Annotated in this window: 23 protein-coding genes; 17 read left to right on the top strand and 6 right to left on the bottom strand. The window is 60.2% G+C overall.

All coding sequences use genetic code 11. The features are described 5' to 3' along the window. From cobN to V6S97_RS23065, 5 genes are read left to right on the top strand one after another with little or no spacing between them, the layout of a single operon-like run. A complete protein-coding gene (gene cobN / locus V6S97_RS23085) occupies positions 1-3,351 on the top strand; it encodes a cobaltochelatase subunit CobN (RefSeq protein WP_334427791.1) in 3,351 nt (1,116 codons plus the stop codon). Continuing rightward, positions 3,351-4,706: a precorrin-3B synthase gene (cobG, locus tag V6S97_RS23080; RefSeq protein WP_020809687.1), complete on the top strand. Its 1,356-nt coding sequence runs from the start codon at positions 3,351-3,353 to the stop codon at positions 4,704-4,706. Before cobN ends, cobG begins: the two co-directional genes overlap by 1 nt. After that, positions 4,703-5,335: a precorrin-8X methylmutase gene (locus tag V6S97_RS23075; protein WP_107677672.1), complete on the top strand. Its 633-nt coding sequence runs from the start codon at positions 4,703-4,705 to the stop codon at positions 5,333-5,335. Before cobG ends, V6S97_RS23075 begins: the two co-directional genes overlap by 4 nt. Beyond that, positions 5,332-6,099 (top strand): precorrin-2 C(20)-methyltransferase, encoded by a 768-nt coding sequence (locus tag V6S97_RS23070; RefSeq protein ID WP_334427789.1) that lies wholly within the window; start codon positions 5,332-5,334, stop codon positions 6,097-6,099. The genes V6S97_RS23075 and V6S97_RS23070 overlap by 4 nt, the downstream gene beginning before the upstream one ends. Further along, positions 6,096-6,857: a precorrin-3B C(17)-methyltransferase gene (locus tag V6S97_RS23065; protein WP_334427788.1), complete on the top strand. Its 762-nt coding sequence runs from the start codon at positions 6,096-6,098 to the stop codon at positions 6,855-6,857. Before V6S97_RS23070 ends, V6S97_RS23065 begins: the two co-directional genes overlap by 4 nt. Here V6S97_RS23065 and V6S97_RS23060 read toward each other — a convergent pair. After that, the gene (locus V6S97_RS23060; protein WP_060725322.1) at positions 6,824-7,606 is read right to left on the bottom strand and encodes a cobalt-precorrin-6A reductase; all 783 of its coding nucleotides are present in this window, start codon (positions 7,604-7,606) and stop codon (positions 6,824-6,826) included. The genes V6S97_RS23065 and V6S97_RS23060 overlap by 34 nt on opposite strands. Here V6S97_RS23060 and V6S97_RS23055 point away from each other — a divergent pair. The 3 genes from V6S97_RS23055 to cobM are packed head-to-tail and all read left to right on the top strand — an operon-like array spanning position 7,605 to position 10,047. Then, positions 7,605-8,864, top strand: a complete 1,260-nt coding sequence (locus V6S97_RS23055; RefSeq protein WP_060725323.1) for a bifunctional cobalt-precorrin-7 (C(5))-methyltransferase/cobalt-precorrin-6B (C(15))-methyltransferase — start codon at positions 7,605-7,607, stop codon at positions 8,862-8,864. The two genes, V6S97_RS23060 and V6S97_RS23055, sit on opposite strands and share 2 nt — an antisense overlap. Beyond that, positions 8,858-9,277 carry a cobalamin biosynthesis protein gene (locus V6S97_RS23050; RefSeq protein ID WP_003505273.1) on the top strand — a complete coding sequence of 140 codons (420 nt, stop codon included), beginning with the start codon at positions 8,858-8,860 and terminating at the stop codon, positions 9,275-9,277. Before V6S97_RS23055 ends, V6S97_RS23050 begins: the two co-directional genes overlap by 7 nt. Further along, positions 9,274-10,047 (top strand): precorrin-4 C(11)-methyltransferase, encoded by a 774-nt coding sequence (gene cobM / locus V6S97_RS23045; RefSeq protein ID WP_107677667.1) that lies wholly within the window; start codon positions 9,274-9,276, stop codon positions 10,045-10,047. Before V6S97_RS23050 ends, cobM begins: the two co-directional genes overlap by 4 nt. Here cobM and V6S97_RS23040 read toward each other — a convergent pair. After that, a complete protein-coding gene (locus V6S97_RS23040) occupies positions 10,002-11,132 on the bottom strand; it encodes a cobalt-precorrin-5B (C(1))-methyltransferase (protein ID WP_020809683.1) in 1,131 nt (376 codons plus the stop codon). The genes cobM and V6S97_RS23040 overlap by 46 nt on opposite strands. 58 nt (positions 11,133-11,190) lie before the next feature. Here V6S97_RS23040 and cobA point away from each other — a divergent pair, with 58 nt between their 5' ends. The 3 genes from cobA (at position 11,191) to V6S97_RS23025 (ending at position 14,760) form a co-directional block, all read left to right on the top strand. Continuing rightward, positions 11,191-11,979, top strand: a complete 789-nt coding sequence (gene cobA, locus V6S97_RS23035) for a uroporphyrinogen-III C-methyltransferase (RefSeq protein ID WP_003505268.1) — start codon at positions 11,191-11,193, stop codon at positions 11,977-11,979. Next, positions 11,976-13,292, top strand: coding sequence for a cobyrinate a,c-diamide synthase (locus V6S97_RS23030; RefSeq protein ID WP_003505266.1), 1,317 nt, complete (start codon positions 11,976-11,978; stop codon positions 13,290-13,292). The genes cobA and V6S97_RS23030 overlap by 4 nt, the downstream gene beginning before the upstream one ends. Before the next feature lie 223 nt (positions 13,293-13,515). Continuing rightward, positions 13,516-14,760 (top strand): cytochrome-c peroxidase, encoded by a 1,245-nt coding sequence (locus V6S97_RS23025; RefSeq protein ID WP_035212854.1) that lies wholly within the window; start codon positions 13,516-13,518, stop codon positions 14,758-14,760. Here V6S97_RS23025 and leuB read toward each other — a convergent pair. From leuB to V6S97_RS23010, 3 genes are all read right to left on the bottom strand, one after another. Then, entirely contained in the window at positions 14,741-15,853 is a 1,113-nt protein-coding gene (gene leuB, locus V6S97_RS23020; RefSeq protein ID WP_003505262.1) for a 3-isopropylmalate dehydrogenase, read from the bottom strand. The genes V6S97_RS23025 and leuB overlap by 20 nt on opposite strands. A gap of 222 nt (positions 15,854-16,075) precedes the next feature. Beyond that, positions 16,076-16,681: a 3-isopropylmalate dehydratase small subunit gene (gene leuD, locus V6S97_RS23015; protein ID WP_003505261.1), complete on the bottom strand. Its 606-nt coding sequence runs from the start codon at positions 16,679-16,681 to the stop codon at positions 16,076-16,078. 164 nt (positions 16,682-16,845) lie between these two features. Further along, entirely contained in the window at positions 16,846-17,076 is a 231-nt protein-coding gene (locus V6S97_RS23010) for a hypothetical protein (protein WP_003505260.1), read from the bottom strand. Positions 17,077-17,186: 110 nt separating this feature from the next. Between V6S97_RS23010 and V6S97_RS23005 the strand changes: the two genes are divergently transcribed. Next, on the top strand, positions 17,187-18,098 hold the full coding sequence (locus V6S97_RS23005) for an HpcH/HpaI aldolase/citrate lyase family protein (RefSeq protein ID WP_161974152.1): 912 nt from the start codon (positions 17,187-17,189) through the stop codon (positions 18,096-18,098). Beyond that, positions 18,095-18,301 carry a DUF1737 domain-containing protein gene (locus V6S97_RS23000; RefSeq protein ID WP_080866492.1) on the top strand — a complete coding sequence of 69 codons (207 nt, stop codon included), beginning with the start codon at positions 18,095-18,097 and terminating at the stop codon, positions 18,299-18,301. The genes V6S97_RS23005 and V6S97_RS23000 overlap by 4 nt, the downstream gene beginning before the upstream one ends. Before the next feature lie 676 nt (positions 18,302-18,977). On the opposite strand, the gene V6S97_RS22995 is transcribed toward V6S97_RS23000, so the two are convergent. Next, entirely contained in the window at positions 18,978-19,418 is a 441-nt protein-coding gene (locus V6S97_RS22995; RefSeq protein ID WP_080866490.1) for a metallopeptidase family protein, read from the bottom strand. A 332-nt stretch (positions 19,419-19,750) separates the two neighbouring features. Between V6S97_RS22995 and rplU the strand changes: the two genes are divergently transcribed. The 4 genes from rplU to V6S97_RS22975 all read left to right on the top strand — a co-directional run bounded on the left by rplU (position 19,751) and on the right by V6S97_RS22975 (position 21,726). Continuing rightward, positions 19,751-20,065: a 50S ribosomal protein L21 gene (rplU, locus tag V6S97_RS22990; RefSeq protein WP_003492690.1), complete on the top strand. Its 315-nt coding sequence runs from the start codon at positions 19,751-19,753 to the stop codon at positions 20,063-20,065. A 40-nt stretch (positions 20,066-20,105) separates the two neighbouring features. Continuing rightward, entirely contained in the window at positions 20,106-20,375 is a 270-nt protein-coding gene (gene rpmA / locus V6S97_RS22985; protein WP_003492686.1) for a 50S ribosomal protein L27, read from the top strand. 131 nt (positions 20,376-20,506) lie between these two features. Beyond that, the gene (locus tag V6S97_RS22980; RefSeq protein ID WP_003505256.1) at positions 20,507-21,139 is read left to right on the top strand and encodes a GNAT family N-acetyltransferase; all 633 of its coding nucleotides are present in this window, start codon (positions 20,507-20,509) and stop codon (positions 21,137-21,139) included. Continuing rightward, a complete protein-coding gene (locus V6S97_RS22975) occupies positions 21,136-21,726 on the top strand; it encodes a GNAT family N-acetyltransferase (protein ID WP_060727343.1) in 591 nt (196 codons plus the stop codon). The genes V6S97_RS22980 and V6S97_RS22975 overlap by 4 nt, the downstream gene beginning before the upstream one ends. The last annotated feature ends 98 nt before the right edge of the window (positions 21,727-21,824 follow it).

The raw sequence follows: 21,824 nt of genomic DNA, 5'->3' as shown, positions 1-21,824 counted from the left end.
ATGCATATTCTCGCCACCACATCCTCGTCTCTGGACGACCTGATAGAGCCGGTTGATCTAAACCAGCCCCGGTCGGATGTGGTGATGCTATCGTTTTCGGCAAGCGATCTGGCCGGGCTGGAACAGGCTTGGCGGCGAACCGAGAGTACACTACCCTCCCTGTCCGCCGCCAACCTGTCCGAGCTTCGGCACCCGATGTCGGTCGATCTGTGGATTGAAAAGACGGCGGAACACGCCAAGGTTATTCTTATCCGGATTCTCGGCGGTGCAGAACGCTGGCGCTACGGTGTCGATCAGCTTTCCATTCTGGCGCGCAGGCGCGGAATAAGGCTGCTGCTCCTGCCGGGAGAATGCAGCGACCGAGATGAAAAGCTTGAAGCGGCATCAACCGTCGATCGGCGGATCTTGGCCTCTGCCCTCTCCTTCTTCCGCGAGGGTGGGCAGGAGAATATGGGCCGGCTTGCCGGTGGTCTTACCTCCCTTGCAAATGGTGAGACATGGCCGGATATCGAGGCTGAACCGCTGCCGAAAGCCGGTTTCTACCGACCCGGCAGGGGCGTCATGGATCGGGCGGAAGCCTGCGAGGGTTTTCCCGCCGGTGCGCCCCTTTTGCCGATCCTCTTTTACCGCTCCATGCTTCTGGCGGCAGATGCTGCACCTGTGGATGCGCTCTTCGAAGCGCTCTCGCAGCGCGGTTTTGCACCCTTGCCGATTTTTGTCAGCGGCCTGAAGGATTGCGAGGCGATCCGTTTCCTCGAAACGGTGCTGCCAGATCTCAAACCCGCCGCCATCATTGCCGCCACCGCCTTCGCCAGCCAGACGGATGACGAGGGTAAAACACTGTTCGACCGGCTCGGCGTGCCGGTGTTTCAGGTAGTGATGGCGACGACGCGACGGGACGGCTGGGCGGAAAATGCGCGCGGTCTCAATCCCTCCGATCTTGCCATGCATGTCGTTCTGCCGGAACTGGATGGCCGGATTCTTGCCGGTGCGATCTCGTTCAAACAGGCGCGAATGGATGGTGGCGCGAGTTTGCTCAATGTACCCGAGGCCGATCGCGTCGAGCAGGTGGCAAATCGCATCGCCGCTTTCCTGCGGCTGCGGCATGCCGCTCCACGGGATCGCCGGATCGTCATTCTGATGCCGGATTATCCCGGTGCGGCGCCCGGGCGAACCGGTTATGCCGTCGGTCTTGATGTGCCGCAAAGCGTTCTCGAAATGCTGCGCGATCTCGCTGGCGCAGGTTATGCGGTCGAGGATATTCCTAAAACCGCGCGGGCGTTGCTCGACCGCGTCGAAAAGCAGGAAGCGACGATTGGTCTTTCCGTCTATGAGAGCTTTTTTTCCGCCCTGCCACCTATAGCTGCCGCATCCGTAAATGCGACATGGGGCGCAGCAACCGACGACGACGCATTGGTTGATGGTGCATTCCGGTTTCGTGTCGCCCGTTTCGGCGAAGTATTCGTGGCGCTCGCGCCCGACCGGGGCCGCAACGAGGATCGCCGGGTGGATTACCACGACCCTGCCCTGCCGCCGCGTCACGCGTTAGTCGCTTTCGGTGCATGGATGCAGCGGGTCGCAGATGCGCATGCCATCGTGCATGTGGGTGCGCACGGCACGCTGGAATGGCTGCCGGGCAAGACGGTCGCGCTTTCCCGTGATTGTTTTCCCGAAATTGTCACCGGCTCGCTGCCCGTAGTCTATCCGTTCATTGTTTCCAATCCAGGCGAAGCGGCGGTCGCCAAGCGGCGTATCGCGGCCGTGACCATCGGCCATGTTCCACCGGTGCTGGTCAATGCCGGGCTTTCCCCGGAACAGTCGGCGCTGGAACAGCTCGTTGATGAATATGCGCAGGCGGATGGGCTGGATCGCCGCCGGCGTGACCGACTGGCGAAACTGATTGTCGAAAAGGCGCTGGAGACCGGGCTTGCAGCTGAGGCGGGCGTGGGTGTGAAGGATGATGCCGATGCGGCCCTGTCGCGCATCGACGCCTTTCTGTGCGACCTCAAGGATTTCGCCATCAAGGACGGCCAGCATGTTTTTGGCCGCTGTGCCGAAGCCGAGACCGATCTTCTGAGGCTTGAAAGCGCCAAATCGGAAAAAGCTGCCCTACTGGCTGCGCTTGATGGCCGGCATATCGCCCCCGGCCCCTCCGGCGCACCTGCGCGCGGACGGCTCGATGTGCTGCCCACGGGCCGCAATCTCTATGCCGCCGATCCGCGCACCATGCCGACGCCGACGGCGTTCGAGCTCGGCAAAATGGCGGGCGAAGAGGTGCTGCGCCATCATCTGCAGTCCCACGGCGACTGGCCGAAACATCTGGTTTTCGATCTGTGGGGCAGCGCCAGTCTGCGCAATGGCGGTGAGGATGTGGCCCAAGCGCTGCATCTGATGGGGGCGAGACCGATCCACGATCTCGCCACCGGCCGGGTCACCGGCATCGAGGTTCTGCCGCCGGCGAGCCTGGGGCGGCCGCGTGTCGACGTCACCTTTCGCATATCCGGCCTTTTCCGCGATATGTTTCCGGCACTGATCGCGCTTCTCGACGCCGCCGCCAAGGCCGTTGCGCGGCGGGAGGAAGCGCCGGGCGACAATCCTCTCGCGGAAGAGGCCGTTGCGCTCGGGCATATTCCGGCGCGCATTTTCGGCTCCGCGCCCGGCACCTATGGTGCCGGCATCGAAGAAAAGCTTGCGAGCGGGAAATGGGAAGAACGCGAGGAGCTGGGGCAGGCCTATCTCGAGGCGGCGAGCCACGCTTTCGGTGGTGCGGACGGGCTGGAGATTTTCGAAGATACCGGTTTTGTGGAGCTGGTCAGGCGGGCTGAGCTTCTGGTTCATACCGGCGATGATCCGGGTCGTGACCTTCTCGATGGTTCTTCCGATGTCGCCTTCATTGGCGGCTTTTCCGCTGCGAAGGCCGTGCTTGGCGGGGTCGCTGACATCGTGGCGCTGGATACCACAGATCCGGCACGCCCGCGTGCAAGGTCAATGACGCAGGCGCTGACGCGGGTGGTGCGCGCGCGCGCCGTCAATCCACGCTTCATTGCAGGCCAGATGCGGCATGGTCCGCGCGGGGCGGCGGAGTTCGCCGAGACGGTGGACCGGCTGATCGGCTTTGCCGAAACCACACATGCGGTGTCCTCCTCGTTGATCGAGGCGCTTTACGACGCCTATTTCGGCAATGAGGACGTGCGCGATTTCATTCTGCGGGAAAATCCGAAAGCGGCGCAAGTGATGGCCGAACGGTTTTTATCCGCCCGCCGTCGTGGGTTGTGGCATAGCCGCCGCAATGCTGTGGATGCGGAACTTGAAATGCTCATCATGCCGCGGCCCCAAGGGGTGGAGGCGTGATGATGGCCGCTGCCGATCCCGTCCAGCCCTTTGGCCGCCGTGGCCTCTGCCCGGCCCTCTCCGTTCCAATGCGCACCGGAGACGGTTTTTTGTCGCGGATCGCTTTCGAGGCGGATATTGGCCCGCGTGATATGGCGGTGCTTTGCCATTTTGCCGAGCTGCATGGCAACGGATTGATCGACATTACCGCGCGCGGCAGCCTGCAATTTCGCGGCCTGACGCCGGAAAGCGCCCGCGCCCTGGAAAAAGATGTTCTGGCGCTGGATTTGCCGCTGCGTGAGGGACTGGCAGTTGAGACCTCGCCTCTCGCCGGTCGGGATGACGCGGAAATCGCTGATGGCCGCCCACTCGCCGCAGAGATTCGAAAAGGGGCTGACAGGCTCATTCTCCATGAGAAGCTTGCCGCTAAAATGTCTGTCGTCGTTGATGGCGGCGGGCACCTCTCCATGGGAGATTTGCTGGCCGATATTCGCCTGAAAGCACTGTCACTTGATGGTCGGACCTTCTGGCGATTGCTCGTTGGCGGGCCGGAAAGCAGGGCGCTGAATGCGGGACTGGTCGAGACGGGCGCGGCGGCGGGCGCCGTCGTGTCGCTGCTCGCCTTTCTGGCCGGCAAGGGACCGCTTACCCGTGGCCGCGATCTGGACCATTCGACCATAAAGACAGTTTGCGGAGATCGCCTGCTCGATCGGGTGATTGCGGACGAAGCCAGGGTGGCTTCTGCACCTCTGGGACTGATGACGACGGGAAAGGACTGCTTTGCAGTTGCTGTCGCGCCTGCTTTCGGGCAAATCCGGGCCTGCGATTTGTCTCATCTCTGCGAACGGGCCGGTACGCTCGACATCAAGGCTCTACGGCCATCCCCAAACCATAGCCTGCTATTTTTTGGATCGTCATCCGCTTGCAACGCCTTGCTGGAGATTGCAGGGGAGTCCGGTTTCATAACGACGGCAGGTGACGCGCGCTCTTCCATCGCCGTCTGTCCCGGCGCGCCGGGCTGCGCTTCGGCTTTTCTTCCCACCCATGAACTGGCCGCCTTTGCGTCTGAGGAATGCGCGTCATTGCTGGATGGCTCCTTCACGCTGCATATTTCCGGCTGTGGTAAGGGTTGCGCTCATCCCGCGCCGTCGCTTCTCACTTTTTCCGGCACTGCCGATGGCCTGGTCTTTTCTATTGCAGGCCGCCCCGGCGATGTGCCGGATGGCATTTTACCTTTCCCGCATCAGAGGACGGTGCTTTCGCGGCTTGCCCGTCTTTACGAAAAAGAACATAAGCCCGGGGAAAACGCCGCTACCCTGTTTGCCCGGCTGGGCAAACAGGCGATCGGTGCGGCGCTTCGACAGGATGACCGATGACCGACTATGACTATATTCGCGACGGCAATGCGATCTATGAGCGCTCCTTCGCCATCATTCGCGAAGAAGCGGATTTGTCCGCCTTTACCGAAGAGCAGGCGGATATCGCCATTCGCATGATCCATGCCTGCGGGCAGGTGGAGGCGGCCAGCCATTTCCGATTTTCGCCGGATTTTGTTGCCGCTGCACGTGGTGCTCTACGAGCCGGCAAGCCCGTTCTCTGTGATGCTGAAATGGTGGCCCACGGCGTGACGCGTGCCCGTCTTCCGGCTGATAATGATGTGATCTGCACCCTTCGCGATCCGCGCACGCCTGAGATAGCGCAAAAGATCGGTAATACCCGTTCCGCCGCCGCACTCGATCTCTGGGCCGAGAAGCTGGATGGCGCGCTGGTCGCCATCGGCAATGCGCCGACGGCCCTGTTTTATCTTCTGGAAATGCTGGAAAAAGGCGCGCCGCGCCCCGCCGCCATCATCGGCATGCCCGTTGGTTTTGTCGGTGCGGCGGAATCGAAAGACGCGCTGGAAGCAAGTTCGCTCGGCATTCCCTATGCCATCGTCAAGGGACGCATGGGTGGCTCGGCGATGACGGCTGCCGCCATCAACGCGGTTGCGAGGGCTGGCCTGTGAGCGCGGCTCTTTTTGAAAACCCCAGGGGTAAACTCGTTGGCGTCGGCACCGGCCCCGGTGATCCCGAACTTCTGACGCTGAAAGCCGTTCGTGCCATCGAAAATGCCGATGTGCTCGCCTTCTTCTGCAAAAAGGGTGGTAGCGGTAACGGTCGTGGCATTGTCGAAGCCTTCATTCGCCCCGGTACGCTGGAAATGCCGCTGGTCTATCCGGTAACCGTCGAAAGCGACAAAAACGGCAGCGATTATCGCGATGCGATCGCCGCCTTTTTCGATCAGTCGGCGAAGGATATTGCCGTGCATCTCGAGGCCGGACGCAATGTTGCCGTGCTGTCGGAAGGCGATCCGCTGTTTTACGGTTCTTATATGCACCTTCATTTGCGGCTTGCTCCGTCCTACCCGGCGGAGGTCGTTGCGGGTATCACGGCAATGTCCGGCTGCTGGTCCATGGCCGGTCTGCCGCTGGTGCAGGGCGATGATATTTTGAGCGTCCTTCCCGGCACGCTTGGCGAAGATGTTCTGACGGAACGTCTGTCCGGCACGGACGGTGCGGTGATCATGAAGGTGGGGCGCAACCTGCCAAAGATTCGCCGGGCGCTGGAAAAGGCCGGTAAGCTTGAAGAAGCGCTTTATGTCGAGCGCGGCACGATGGCCAACAGTCGTGCGGTGCGGCTCATCGAACGTGATGCATCGCCTGCGCCCTATTTTTCACTGGTTCTGGTGCCGGGCTGGAAAACGAGGCCCTTCGCAGGTGAAAAGCCATGACCGGCAGGCTCGTCGTTGTCGGCCTCGGCCCCGGCAGTGCGGCGCAGGTGACGCCGGAGGCGCTTGCCGCTGTCGATGCCTCGGAGGATTTCTTCGGTTATATTCCCTATCTCGACCGCCTGTCGCTTGGGCCGCACCAGCGTCGCCATGCGTCCGACAATCGCGAGGAGATTTCCCGCGCCGAGCAGGCTTTGCGGCTTGCGGCTTCCGGCGGCAAGGTCTGCGTGGTGTCCGGTGGTGATCCCGGCGTTTTCGCCATGGCGGCGGCAGTTTGCGAGGCGATCGAAAGCGGTCCTTCCGAGTGGCGCGAGGTCGATTTTTCCGTCGTGCCCGGCGTGACCGCCATGCTGGCGGTCGCTGCGAGGGCCGGCGCGCCGCTCGGCCATGATTTCTGCGCCATTTCGCTGTCGGACAATCTGAAGCCCTGGAGCATCATTGAAAAACGGCTGATTGCGGCGGCGGAAGCAGGGTTTGTCATGGCTTTCTACAATCCCGTCAGCAAGGCGCGTCCGCACCAGCTCGGTACCGCTTTTGATCTGTTGCGGGCGCATTTGCCCGGTTCTGTGCCGGTGATCTTCGGTCGGGCAGCAGGCCGGGCGGATGAGCGTATCCGGGTGATACCTCTTTCGGAAGCCTCGAGCGACATGGCTGACATGGCCACCTGCATCATCGTCGGTTCGGTTGAAACCCGTCTGATTGAACGATCCGGCAAAGAACCGCTGGTTTATTCGCCGCGTTTTTCGAGAAGAGAGAGCTGATGTTGGATGGCGGTGAGCGCAGCTGCAATATCCGGCACCGTCACATCATTCATGGACGCGTCGTTTCGCTTTCGCGGCCGCTCGATCATGATGACCGGCAGGCGGAGCCGTCTTGCGGCCTCGATCTTTCCATAGCTGGCGCTGCCACCGGAATTTTTCGAGACCAATGTCTCGATGCGGTTTTCTTCCAGCATGCGGATTTCATCATCCAGCGCAAAAGGACCACGCGCGGTGATGTAGCGCGCATGCGGCAGTTTCAGTGGCGGCTCCACGGGGTCAACGCTGCGGATGAGATAGCTGTGCTGGGGCGCGGCTTCGAAAGGAAGCAGCTCCTGCCGTCCCAAAGCCAGAAACACGCGCCGGCCTTCGCTGCCGAGCGCAATAACAGCCTGCTCGACGCTGTCGACACCATGCCATGTGTCATCCGGCTGGCACTGCCAGGCGGAACGCGAAAGCGCCACAAGCGGGACCTTGGCAAGCCGCGCCGCCTCAACGGCATTGGTGGAAATCTTCGCCGCATAGGGATGCGTGGCGTCCACCAGAATATCGAAACCCCCGGTGCGAATGAAATCCGCAAGACCTACGGCACCGCCAAAACCGCCACTGCGCATCGGCACCGGCTGTTCGACCGGCGAGAGTGTGCGACCGGCCATGGAAAGCAGAATTCGGTAGCCGGAGTCTTCTGCCAGCCTGCCGGCCAGAATGCGGGCATCCGCCGTGCCGCCAAGGATGAGTATGGAGCGTGTCATGACGTCTGAATATTCCGGAACGGGCGATGCTTCCACAGAAAAGAAAGAGAAGCCGTGGCTTTCCATCGTCGGCATTGGTGAGGATGGGCTCGCGGGGCTGGGCCGGAACGCGATCCAGGCGATAGAGGCGGCCGAGATCGTTTTCGGCGGTAAACGCCATCTGGAACTGGCGGCTGCGGCTGTTCGTGGTGAAGCACGGCGCTGGCCGGTGCCGTTCGACACGGATATGAGTGATGTCGTGGCGCTGCGTGGCAAGCGGGTTTGTGTGCTCGCCTCCGGCGATCCGTTCTTTTATGGCGTCGGCGTCACGCTTCTGCGGCATGTCGAGGCGGATGAGACGGTTTGTCATCCCTCGCCTTCCGCCTTTTCCCTGGCGGCGGCGCGGCTTGGTTGGGGGCTGCAATCGGTCGAATGCGTTTCGCTACACGGCCGTTCCATCGATCTCTTGCGGCCGTATCTCCATGCCGGTGCGCGCATCATTGCGCTTACCTCGGATGCTCACGCCCCGGCTTTGATTGCGGAATTGTTGTCCGATTTGGATTTCGGTCAGTCGGAATTCGTTTTGCTCGAAGCCCTAGGCGGAGAGCGGGAAAAGCAGCGGCAGGTCAGGGCGGCTGATTTCGCCTTTGAAGACATCGACCCGCTGAATGTGGTGGCGATTGATGTCGTCGCGGCTGAGGGCGCCCGTATCCTGCCTTTTGCACAGGGACTGGATGACAGCCTGTTCGAACATGACGGGCAGATCACCAAACGCGAAATCCGCGCCGTGACACTTTCCTCTCTTGCCCCACGGCGGGGCGAATTGTTGTGGGATATCGGTGCCGGTTCGGGTTCGATCGGTATCGAATGGATGCTGTCGCATCCCTCGCTTCGTGCGATCGCCATAGAGCAGCATCCGGAAAGGGCGGAGCGTATCGCCCGCAATGCCGAAGCTTTCGGTGTACCGGGGCTTGAGGTCATGATCGGCGCGGCCCCCGCAGCTTTTGAAGGCTTGCCTCAGCCGGATGTGATTTTCATTGGCGGCGGCGGTAGTGAAACGGGCGTGCTGGAGGGGGCCATGGAGGCCCTGAAACCGGGTGGGCGGCTGGTCGCCAATGCGGTGACGCTGGAAATGGAGGCGGTACTGCTTGCCGCCCATGCGCGGCTTGGCGGTTCGATGATCCGTCTGGATGTGTCGCGGGTGGTGGCTGTCGGCTCCATGTCGGGCTGGCGTCCGGCAATGCCGGTGACGCAGTGGAGTTGGGTCAAGCCATGGTGACAGTGGCTGGCATAGGCTGTCGCAAGGGCACGGGTGCGGACGCTGTCATGGCCGCCGTGCGCGCTGCGGAGCATGCTTTTGGCATGACCGCAGAATGCCTGGCGACTGCGCCGCTCAAAGCCGGTGAAGCCGGTCTTGCGGCAGCGGCAAAAAGCTTGTCGCTGTCGCTGGAAATCGTATCGCAGGAGCGGCTCGATGCGGTCGCTTCGAAAACAATGACATTTTCACAGGCCAGCCTTGATCATGCCGGCTCGCCAAGTGTCAGCGAAGCGGCGGCGCTTGCCGCCGCCGGAGAGAATGCAAGGCTGGTCGCGCCGCGTCTTGTGGTTGGCGATGTGACGGTGGCCATCGCAACGACTGACGATGCCCCACGTGATAGCGGCTGCGCCATCGAACATGGAGAACAACAATGACGGTTCATTTCATCGGCGCCGGTCCGGGTGCCGCCGATCTCATTACGGTGCGCGGGCGCGATTTTATCGCCGCCTGCCCGGTGTGCCTTTATGCGGGTTCACTGGTTCCGAAGGCGCTCATCGATTACTGCCCACCGGGTGCACGTATTGTCGATACGGCAGCGCTTTCGCTTGACGAGATCGAGGCGGAGTTTGTGGCTGCAGCAGAGGCCGGCAAGGATGTGGCGCGGCTGCATTCCGGCGACCTTTCCGTCTGGAGCGCCATGGGTGAACAGATTCGCCGTCTGGAGCGGCTGGGTCTCGATTATACCGTCACGCCCGGCGTGCCCTCCTTTGCCGCTGCAGCCGCCACTTTGCAGCGGGAACTGACGGTGCCGGAAGTGGCGCAGAGCCTTGTACTGACCCGCATTTCCGGTCGTGCATCGAAGATGCCTGACGGTGAGACACTGAAGGCTTTCGGTGCGACGGGTACGACGCTCGCCATTCATCTCGCCATTCATGCCATCGGCAAGGTGGTGGAAGAACTGGCGCCACTTTACGGCTCCGATTGCCCGGTTGCCATCGTGGTTCGCGCCTCCTGGCCGGATGAGCGGGTTATCAGGGGAACGCTGTTCGACATTGAAGGAAAGCTCGCAGCCGAACCGGTGGAGCGGACGGCCCTGATCTTCGTCGGACGTGGACTTGCCTCGACGGATTTTCGTGAAAGCGCGCTTTATAGCACCGACTATGTCCGGCGGTTCCGATCTCCGAAAGAAGATGCGACGGGCTGATGCGACGGCGTGGAGGCGGTGCGCCCCTTGAGCGTGCCCTGACGATCGAACACCAGAATATCAAGCGCAATGGCGGGCGTCTTCAGCGCCGCCGCTGCGGTCACCCAGGCTTTTTCCGCCACGACCGCACCGAGGTCTATCCCCGCGCGTTCGGCCAGCTCAAAGGCGTGCGCCACCATGTTGGCCTGACGGATGGCAATGGCGAGGCTTTCGTCTCCTCCGGCTTCCGTCGCCAATGCCGCCAGCGCATCAAGATCGGCCAGTCCCTTCTTGGAGTGCACGTCGAGCATTCCCTGCGCGAGCTTGGTCATCTTGGCGACGCCGCCGGCAATCGTCACCCGCTCGACCGGATGACTGCGCAGGTATTTCAGCATGCCGCCGATGAAATCGCCCATGTCGATCAGCGCGGTTTCCGGCAGATCGTAAAGCGCCTGCCCGGCTTTTTCGGAGGTGTTGCCGGTGGCGCCCAGCACATGGGCGCAGCCGGTCGCGCGCGCCACATCAATGCCACGCCAGATGGAGTGGATCCAGGCGGAGCAGGAAAAGGGAATAACGATGCCTGTTGTGCCGAGGATGGAAATGCCGCCAACAATGCCGAGCCTGCCGTTCAGGGTTTTCTCCGCCAGTTTCTCGCCGTCGCGGACGGAAATCTCGACTTCGAAATCGGCACTTTCTCCGGCCACCTCTCGAATCGCTGTTTCGATCATCTTGCGCGGTACGGGGTTGATGGCGGGTTCTCCCGGTGGCAGGGGCAGGCCCGGCCGTGTGATGGTGCCCACGCCCTTGCCGGCCTTGAAGGTGATGCCGCTTCCCGGTTGACCTCGTCGCACCGTGCTTTCGATCAGCGCACCATGGGTTACGTCGGGATCGTCACCCGCATCCTTGACGACACCGGCGCGGGCGAAGTTTTCACCCTTTTCCTCGGTGGCGAGGGAAAATGCAGGCCTCGCGCCGCTTGGAAGTTCGACCTCGACAGGGTAAGGAAATTCGCCGGTCAAAAGGGCAGCGCAGGCCGCCTTCGTGGCGGCCGCCGCGCAGGTGCCCGTGGTCCAGCCGCGGCGAAGGGTTTTTCCATCTGTTTCCATATGAATTTCTATAGCCGGGACGGCTTTTTCCGTCATCGTTAAAAAGCAGCCAAGAAGAATGTCGATACCGCAGATTTTGAACAGCATTGCCGCAAAAGGTCCGGTCTTCCAGGCCGGTCACGTCTGGCTCGCGGGCGCAGGGCCGGGCGATGTGCGTTATCTGACGCTGGAAGTGGCGCTCGCGCTGTCTCAGGCCGACGTCATCGTGCGCGATGCTTTGGTGAGCGACGATGTCGTCGCTTTGGGTCCGCAGGCAGAGATTGTTTTTGCCGGTAAAAGGGGCGGCAAGCCTTCCGCAACGCAGGATGACATTACCGCTTCGCTGATCGATTTCGCCGGCCAAGGCAAAAAGGTGCTGCGGCTGAAGGGCGGTGATCCCTTTATTTTCGGGCGTGGCGGTGAAGAGGCGGAGGCGCTTGTCCATGCCGGCATTCCGTTTCGCATATTGCCTGGCATGACATCGTCGTTCACAGCGCTTGCTTCAGCCCGTATTCCCGCCACCATGCGCGGCATCAGCCGTGCCGTAACTCTTGCCACGGGCCACGCAGCGGGCACGGAAGAGGATCTTGACTGGCTGGCGCTGGCGAAAACACGGGAACCCATCGTCGTTTACATGGGGCTGAAGAATATCGGCACGATCGCCGGTCTTCTGATGCAGGGCGGCCGTTCCGGCGAAACGCCCGTCGCCGTCATCATGTCGGCAACGACTGCGCAGGAGCGGATTTTCATCGGTACGCTGGAAAGCATAGCTGACGATGCAATCAGGGAGAATTTCGAAGCGCCGGCTTTGATCGTTATCGGCGAGATTGTTTCGATGCGGGCGCGTCTTGGAGTCTCCGGCTCATGACGGCGCGGGCGATCATCATCGGTGCACCACGCTCCGGCTCCGGCAAGACCAGCGTGACCATCGGCCTGCTCCGGGCCTTTGCCCGACGCGGTATCAAGGTGCGCGGTATCAAGACGGGGCCGGATTACATCGATCCCGGTTTCCACACCTTCGCCACCGGCACACCGGGTCTTAATCTGGATAGCTGGGCCATGCGGCCAGACTTGCTGCGACATCTTTTTTCGCAACAGACGGAAGATGCGGAACTCGTTCTTATCGAAAGCGCCATGGGCCTGTTCGACGGCATTCCGGTTGCGGAAAATCGCACGGGTTCGGCGGCGGATCTGGCGCGGCTGTTCGGCATTCCCGTGCTGCTCGTGCTGGATGTGTCCGGTCAGTCGCAGACGGCCGCTGCCGTCGCCCATGGTTTTGCTCACTACGATCCGGCCGTTACCATGGCGGCGGTTGTGCTGAACCGGGCGGGCAGCGAAAGACATCGGACGCTGTGCACGGAAGCGATCGAAAAAATCGGCCTTCCCGTTGCCGGCTGCGTGCTGCGTGATCCTTCGCTCATCCTGCCCGAAAGGCATCTGGGGCTGGTGCAGGCCAGCGAACATCCGGAGATCGATGCACATATAGAACGACTGGCCGATGCGATGGAAAAATCCATCGATCTCGATGCCTTGCTTTCACTCGCCGCGCCGGTGGACGTGCCTTCAGGCTCGGTGGATGCGGCAATCGCACCGCCCGGTCAGCGTATCGCGCTGGCGGAGGATGCGGCGTTCACCTTCCTTTACCCGCATCTTAGGAAGCATTGGCAGGCGGCCGGGGCCGAGATCGTGCCGTTCTCACCGCTCGCGGATGAGGCGCCCGACGACAGCTGTGATATCTGCTGGCTGCCCGGCGGATATCCCGAGCTTTTTGCAGGGAAGCTTGCGGATGCGGCTGGTTTCAAGGCAGGTATTGCCCGCTTTGCCGCGACAAAGCCTGTGCATGGCGAGTGCGGTGGTTACATGGTGCTCGGCGAGGCATTGGAAGATGCGGATGGGGTGACCCACGCAATGACCGGACTTCTGTCGCATGCCACCAGCTTTGCGACGCGCAAGATGAATCTAGGCTACCGGCAGGCAACAATTGCGGCAAGCGGCCCGCTCGGCACGGCGGGGGATGTTCTGCGCGGCCATGAATTCCATTATGCGCGGGTTACTGATGCCGGCAGCGATGAGCCCTTCGCCCAGATTGCTGACGGGCAGGGTCGTCCGCTGGGGCCATCGGGCGGCAGGAGAGGATTTGTCTCAGGCACCTTTTTCCATGCCATCGCCAGAGGCGGTTGACCGTTAACGGCTTTGGTCCGTGGGACCTGCGGCAAAGTGGAGCAAGCTGCGAAAGTTTGTAGGCTTGGATAACGGGAAAGTGCTATAGATCATTTTATAGGGCATGGAAGAGCGGAGTTGTCTGCCGTGATCCATGTTCGGTGAAGCGCAGCCGGACCGAAAGCCGCTTTATATTTCCCGGTCCGAACCTGCCCTCGCGCATTCATATCGAGCGTGCCTACCGATGATGAAACCCGGATTTTTTGTCTCTGCCGCTCTCGCTGCGACCATTTTGCTGGCCCCTTTGGGAACCGACGGCACGGCCGTCCACGGCGGTGAAGATTACGCAACGCTGGAAAAGCTGGGTGCGGCGCTGTTCGACGATCCCAACCTTTCGATGAACCGCACCATGGCCTGTTCCACCTGCCATATGCAGGCTGCCGGTTTTTCCGATGCGCGGGAGAGCGAAAAGGTCGGGCGGGACGTCTCTCTCGGCGACGATGGGATTTCGCTGGGCGACCGCAATGCGCCGACTGCAGCTTATGCCCGCTTCACGCCGCCTTTCGGCAGGAATGCGGCGGGCGAGTATGTCGGCGGGCAATTCTGGGATGGCCGCGCCTCTCTGCTCGAAGATCAGGCGGGCGGTCCGCCGCTTAATCCCCTCGAAATGGGCATGCCGGACAAGACCTCGGTCGTCAAACGGCTCCGGGAAAACCCGGATTATGTCGCGGCTTTCGGCACGCAGTTCGGCAAGGATGTTTTTGAGAGCGACGACACTGCCTATGCCGCGATGACGAAGGCGCTGGCGAGCTTCGAGCGCTCCGATGAATTTTCCACCTTCGATTCCAAATATGATCGTTTCCTGCGTGGTGAGGAGAAGCTGACCGAGCAGGAAGAGCTGGGTCGGGTCCTGATCTCCTCGACGCAATTCACCAATTGCAATACCTGCCACGAAATCCGCGGCGCCAAGGGGCTGGAAGACGGCCTCTTCACCAACCACAAATATTTCAACATCGGCGTTCCAGCCAACACGGCGGTGAGAGCCGCCAACGGCTCGAAGCCGGATGCGGTCGATCTCGGGCTCGCGCAAAATCCTGTTGTGGCCGGCGATCCGGCTGAGCGCGGCAAGTTCAAGGTGCCGACATTGCGCAACGTCGCCGTTACCGCTCCCTACATGCACAACGGGGTGTTCAGAGACCTGCGCACGGTGGTGCTGTTTTATGTAAAATACAAAAGCAAGAAACCCAGCCGCCAGATCAACCCGGAAACCGGCAAGACGTGGGATGCGCCGGAAGTGCCTGAAAATATCGCCATGACGGAACTGACATCCGCACCGGCGCTGGACGACAAGCGTGTGGACGCCATTGTCGCATTTCTGAAGACGCTGACTGACAAAAGATATGAGCATCTTCTGCCGAAAGAAGATGGACAGGCGAACGTGCCGCCTGCCCAGCCGGTTTCGTCAAGCGTTACGCCGAAAGCGCCTTGAATTCGGCGAGAACCGCGTCGCCCATTTCGGAGGTGCCGACCTGGCGGCTGCCCTCGGCCATGATGTCGGCGGTGCGGATGCCCTTGTCGAGCACGTTTGCGATTGCGGTTTCGAGCTTTGTCGCCTCATCCACCATGTTGAACGAGTAGCGAAGGCACATGGCAAAGGACGCGATCATGGCGATGGGGTTGGCGATGCCCTTGCCGGCAATGTCAGGGGCCGAACCATGGACCGGCTCATACATGGCCTTGCGCTTGCTGGTCTTGGCGTCAGGTGCGCCGAGAGAGGCCGAGGGCAGCATGCCGAGCGAGCCGGTGAGCATGGCGGCGACGTCGGAGAGCATGTCGCCGAAGAGGTTGTCGGTGACGATCACGTCAAACTGCTTGGGCTTGCGCACCAGCTGCATGCCGCCGGCATCGGCCAGCATATGTTCCAGCTGAACGTCCTTGTATTTTGCGGCGTGGGTTTCGGTGACGACCTGGTTCCACAAAACGCCTGATTTCATGACGTTGCGCTTTTCCATCGAGCAGACGCGGTTGTCACGGGTGCGGGCCAGTTCGAAAGCGACGCTGGCGATGCGCTCGATTTCGAACGTATCGTAGATCTGCGTGTCGATGCCGCGCTTCTGGCCGTTGCCGAGATCGATGATCTGCTTCGGTTCGCCGAAATAAACGCCGCCGGTCAGTTCACGGACGATGAGGATATCGAGACCCTCGACCAGCTCCGGCTTCAGCGAGGAAGCGGCAGCGAGCGCCGGGTAGCAGATGGCGGGGCGCAGATTGGCGAAAAGTTCGAGATCCTTGCGCAGGCGCAGCAAGCCGGCTTCCGGGCGGTGCTCGTAGGGCACGCCATCCCATTTCGGGCCGCCAACGGCGCCGAACAGGATCGCATCGGCGGCAAGCGCCTTTTCCATATCCGCATCGGAAATAGCCACGCCATGGGCGTCGTAGGCAGAGCCGCCGACGAGGCCTTCCGAGACAGTGAAGCCGGCATTGTGCGCGCTGTTCATATAATCGATCAGCTTGCGGACCTCGGCCATGGCTTCGGGGCCGATACCGTCACCGGGCAGCAGGAAAAGCGAACGGACTGTCATGAGAACCCTCCTTGGGCGGCGCGCCGGAAAACATCACGAAGGGTTTTCGGTTGCGGCGAGCGCGGCGTCAAACTCGTTTCCGTCCTGCAGATGCAAAGTCTTATCGCAGCCGGACGGGATCGTGGGCTTCTTATCTCTGCCTCAACGGCTTTTCAAGCAAAGCAAAAGCCGATCCGGTACGGTTTGGTACGGGATCGGCTTTTTTGACGAGCGGAAATGTTGTCAGGCCCAGGGGCGGACCGAGGCGTTCGCCTTTTCGAACGTGTCGATGGCGCTGGAATGTTCGAGCGTCAGGCCGATATCATCAAGCCCGTTCAGCATGCAGTGACGCTTGAACTCATCGATCTCGAAGGTAATCGTGCCGCCATCGGGGCCGCTGATTTCCTGGCGTTCCAGATCAATCGACAGAACGGCGTTCGATCCGCGCGACGCATCGTCCAGCAGCTTTTCGAGGTTCTCGGGGCTGACGACGACAGGCAGAATGCCGTTCTTGAAACAGTTATTGTAGAAGATGTCGGCGAAGCTGGTGGAGATCACGCAGCGGATGCCGAAATCGAGAAGCGCCCATGGCGCATGTTCGCGTGAGGAGCCGCAACCGAAATTGTCGCCGGCGACAAGGATCTGGGCGTTCTGATAAGCGGGTTTGTTCAGCACGAAATCCGGATTGGGCGAGCCATCCTCAAGATAACGCGACTCGGCAAAGAGGCCCTTGCCAAGGCCGGTGCGCTTGATGGTCTTCAGATAGTCTTTCGGAATGATCATATCGGTGTCGATATTGACCACCGGCATGGGCGCGGCAACGCCCGTCAGCTTGGTGAATTTTTCCATCTGTCGCTTCCCGTGTTTCCCTTGAACATAATCCGGCGCGGACAGGCCTGCCGGATATTTTCAGCCGGGAAATACCGTAAAATTAAGCGCTTTAGAAGCGCAAACCCGCGTTCTTCGGTACGCCGTGTGTGGCGCGCTGGCATTTTTGCCGATTTGAGACGATCTCAGAGATCGATAATCGTGCCCTTACCGTCGTTCCAGACGCGCATATCACGCTGGTTACGGGGCTTGACCGGAATGGGGGCCGGCTTCAAACGCGCAGAAAGCAGGCGGGCAGCGCTGAGAACCGCGAGCACGCCGACAAAAGCGACCGTAAGCGACGCGGTGAAAAGGGCGACTATCGCCAGAACTGCAATGCCGGATGCGGCGATGAAAAACGAACGTATGCCTTGCATGATCCAAACCTTTCTATCCAGACGAATGTGGGCCTTCTTCTTCCGGCTTGCAAGAGGATTCAGTGGATTGTCAGCTTGCAGATGTCACAAAAGCTTGACACAAGTGCGGCATGGTCGATTTTTCCGAAAATATTCTTGTGAGACCGCGCCGTTCGCTGCTGTCAGTTCCGGCCATTAATGTCCGGGCGCTGGAAAAAATCCGCGATCTCGATTGTGACGGGGTGATCCTCGATCTGGAGGATTCCGTCGCGCCCGATATGAAGGGCAAGGCGCGGGACAATCTGGAAAAGCTGTTTTTGGGGCAGCCTTTTAGCGGGCGGGAAACCGTTATCCGCATCAATCCGCTTTCGACGCCCGATGGAAAGGCGGATTTGCAGCTCGTGCTTTCCTGCCGGCCGGATGCGGTTCTTTTGCCGAAGGTGGAACAGCCGGCCGATATCAATGAAGTGGCCGATCTTCTGGCTGAGGCGGATGCGCCGGAGCGCCTGAAAATCTGGGCGATGATCGAAACGCCGCTTGGTGTGCTGAATGCCGCCTCGATTGCTGACGCGGCCCATACGCCGGATGCGCGGCTTGCGGCTTTTGTCATTGGGCTCAACGACCTGCGCAAGGAAACGCGGGTTCCGGCCCTCCCAGGACGCACCTATCTCGTACCGTGGATGATGCAGGTGGTGCTTGCCGCCCGCGCCTACGGGCTCGACGTCATCGACAGCGTCTCGAACGACTTTCGCGATATCGCCGCTTTCGAAGCCGAATGTGAGCAGGGTCGCGCCATGGGGTTCGATGGCAAGATGTTGATCCACCCGGCCCAGATCGAGCCGGCCAACGGGCGCTTCGCGCCGGACGAGGCGGCGGTCGCGGAAGCGCGCGAGATCATTGCCGCTTTCGCAAAACCGGAATCTGTGGAATTGAACGTCATCAACATGAACGGTCGCATGATCGAGCGGCTGCATGTGGTTGAGGCCGAAAGGCTGGTCGCCATGGCCGATATCATCGCACAAAGAAAGGCAAACAGGACGTGAAGGTCTATCGTTTCATAACCGGTCCCGACGACGCGAAATTCTGTCACCGGGTGACCGAGGCGCTGAACAAGGGCTGGGAACTCGCGGGTTCGCCGAGCTATGCCTTCAACGCCGCAAGCGGCGTCATGCATTGCGGCCAGGCCGTGACCAAGGTGGTCGAGGGCAAGGAATACCACCCGGACATCAAGCTCGGCGAGCAGTGATCTGAAGTAGAAAATCGAGTGATTCGGGTCCGTCGATCTGATTCTCTCGATTTTCTTGTTTGTTACTGAAACAAAACGAATATTAGGGCGTATTATTCACAGCCCTTGTTCGAAATGCGCGAAAATACATTAAGTGTATGTTTTTAAAATATAAAATTTGCAAATCTCATCGTGTCTTGAGATGAAATTGCCGTTGTACATAAAGTGAACAGATACGGCCTATCGCCCTAAGCTTGACTCAAAATATCGAGTCCCAACATATATTTACGAGCTCGGGGGCGGTCTCTGAGCTGGCACGACAAAGCCGAGGGTGCAACCTCGGCTCCGTGTCGAAACCACAATATCTTGGAAAGCTTGCGGATCAGCATATACACGGAGCAAAATACGCTCACAGACTCTTCTGTCAAGTTTGTCCAAGGTTGAAAACCTAACAGGACAATCACATGCATCAACAGTCTTATAAATTGACCGAAAAAGACGCGGTAGAAATTTGGTTACGGTACTGGGGTGGTGAGTTTCAGCACCACATTGCAGCTTCTTACGGCGTAAACCCGGGGCGGGTTAATGAAGTGATTAAGCGCAAACGTCTTGTGGGTAGCGAGACGGTTGCACTTTCAATGAGACGCGACCACTAGTGGCTTGAGGGTCGGCACCATAGTTTTTCGGTGCCGGTCTTTTAACGTTCGGCGGCGGCCTCGTCTGCGCTTTCTTCGATCCGTTCCATGTCGTCATCCGACAGGCCGAAATGATGGCCGATTTCATGGATCAGGACATGGGTGATGATATCGCCCAGCGTCTCCTCATTTTCGGCCCAGTAGTCGAGAATGGGGCGGCGATAAAGCGTGATGCGGTTCACCATCTCGCCCGTTTCCATGGTGAAACGTTCGGAGATGCCGCGTCCTTCGAATAATCCGAGAAGGTCGAAAGGCGTTTCGAGAGCCATGTCCTCGAACACGTCATCGGTCGGAAAATCGGCGATCTCGATGATGAGATCCTTCGTTAATGCGCGAAATTCTTCCGGCAGGTGGCCATATGCCTCGATCGCAAGCGACTCGAAGGCGGAAATTGTCGGCGCATGGCGGTCCCGCCAATCGTCGGTCTGGTCTATGCGGGCCATTTCTGCTCCTTGTTGGAAGGCCCATATAAACACTTGCTGGGCAAATTTCGAGACCTGACTGCTTCACCCGCCGAAAAAGCATGAAATTCTTGGCGTTACAGTTACTTTTCGGGCCGTCGTCATCTTGACATAAACTGGCGTCTCGCGTAATCGGCACCCAAATTGATGGCGTAATGCGCCTTCCGTTTATTCCGCCCCTTAAAAGGCGACTTCACCGGCAGACATTCAAAGGGACATTCTGTTCCCAAGGGTTTCTACCAAATTCCGACTGATAAAAAGACGGCCAGCTTGCATTTGCGGGCAGAGCCGGAACGAACATGAAAGGATAAAAAATGTTCGCAGTCATCAAGACCGGCGGTAAGCAGTACCGCGTAGCGGCCGACGCCGTGCTGACCATCGAAAAGCTGGAAGCAGAGGCGGGCGCAACTGTAGAATTCACCGAAGTTCTCGTTGTTGGCGAAGGCGCCGACGCCAAGTTCGGTGCTCCCTTTGTCAAGGGCGCCATCGTCAAGGCTGAAGTTGTCGAGCACAATCGCGGCAAGAAGGTCATCGCCTTCAAGAAGCGTCGTCGTCAGAACTCCAAGCGTTCGCGCGGCCATCGTCAGCATCACACTGTCGTCCGCATCACGGACATCGTTGCTGCCTGATCGGCGCGACACGGGAAACAAGGTTTAAAGGAGAACTCCAATGGCACACAAAAAAGCTGGCGGTTCCTCGCGTAACGGTCGCGATTCCGAATCCAAGCGCCTTGGCGTAAAGAAGTTCGGCGGCGAAGCTGTCATTCCAGGCAACATTATTCTGCGTCAGCGCGGCACGCAGTGGCATCCGGGCGCCAATGTTGGCATCGGCAAGGACCACACGATTTTCGCACTGACCGCAGGTAACGTGAACTTCCGTACGAAGGCCAACGGCCGCGTATTTGTATCCGTGGCTCCGAAAGCGGAAGCCGCAGAATAAGCCGGTAAGCGTCATATGCAGCCGGTGTCCCATCGACCCGGCTGAGACGTATCAGGTTCAGTCAAGAAAACAGGGGAGATGGGGCACCACCCAACTCCCCTTTTTCTTTAACCTCATGGAGGGACTGAACCATGCAAGCTGAATTGTTGAGGGTTGACCAATCACGGTCACCCGAAGAGCGGCCGAGGCCCGATCGGTCAAGGAGCGATTGCCCCGTTTTACTGTCGCAGAGGCTGGTTTTACGCAAGCCTCACGAAGAAGACATCGACGCCCTTGCCCATCTCGCCAACAATGCCAATATCGCGACCATGGTGTCGCGTATGCCGCACCCTTACACGGCCAAAGACGCCGCGGATTTTGTGCGACGCTCCAAAGCTGGCGAGATTGGCAAGTGCGTCTATGCGATTACCCGCATGGACAATGGCGAGTTTCTGGGCTGCTGCGCGCTCGAACCCCAGGAAGACGAAAAGACGCTGGAAATCGGTTACTGGCTGGGGGAACCCTACTGGAACCGGGGCTACATGACGGAAGCCGCGCATGCGCTGATCGACATGGCCTTCCGCACGCGTGAAATCGACCAGATCGATGCTCGTTGCCGGGTCACCAACATCGCTTCGCGCCGCGTCATCCAGAAGTGCGGTTTCCAGTTTCAGGGTTCCGGCATGGTCGGTTCGCTGGCGCTCGGCGGCATGGTGCCGGTCGAATGGTACCGGCTGGACCGCAAGACCTGGGTTTCGCTGAAGAGCTGGGGGGACATGGGATGAGTGCGCTCGAACTGACCCGCCGCCGGGCTGCTACGTCAGTGGCGCCGCCCGGCCCCTGCCCCGTCATCGAGACGCGGCGTCTGGTGCTGCGGCCGCAGCGGCTTTCCGATGCCGGCAGCATTGCGGAATCGCTTGGCGATTTTGCTGTGACGAGGATGCTCGCTCGTGTTCCGGCGCCCTATCATAAGCAGGATGCGCTGGAATGGTTGGTCCTGCGCACCTCAGGCACCCTGCCCGACTGGGATTTCGCCATTACCAGTGGCGACGATACCCTCATCGGCGTCGTCTCGGTGGAATTGCGGCACGGCGAGTGGCATCTCGGCTACTGGCTCAACCGCTTCTACTGGGGCAAGGGTTACATGACCGAGGCGGTGGCTGGCGTGGTCGAGCGGTTCTTCCGCCGCATGCCGGGCGTGACCCTTCATTCCGGCGTGTTTGCGGATAATCCCGCTTCGCTGCGGGTGCAGGAAAAACTCGGCTTCCGGGTGACCGGCTGCCACCAGATCTACGCCACGGCGCGCGCCGCCATGGTGGCGCATATCGACACGATGATCACGGCTGAGGATTTTATCCGGCCGCATCGCTGACAATCAAAACAAGGCCGGTTTGCACCAAACCGGCCTTGTCTCGCGCAGGGGCTTCCCGCACGATAGTCTTTGACCTTGTGAAGAAGCGCTTGTATTCG

The sequence above is a fragment of the Agrobacterium sp. CCNWLW155 genome (assembly GCF_036888815.1).
In the GTDB taxonomy this organism is placed as follows: domain Bacteria; phylum Pseudomonadota; class Alphaproteobacteria; order Rhizobiales; family Rhizobiaceae; genus Agrobacterium; species Agrobacterium radiobacter.
This window is presented reverse-complemented; position numbering and strand designations above follow the sequence as displayed.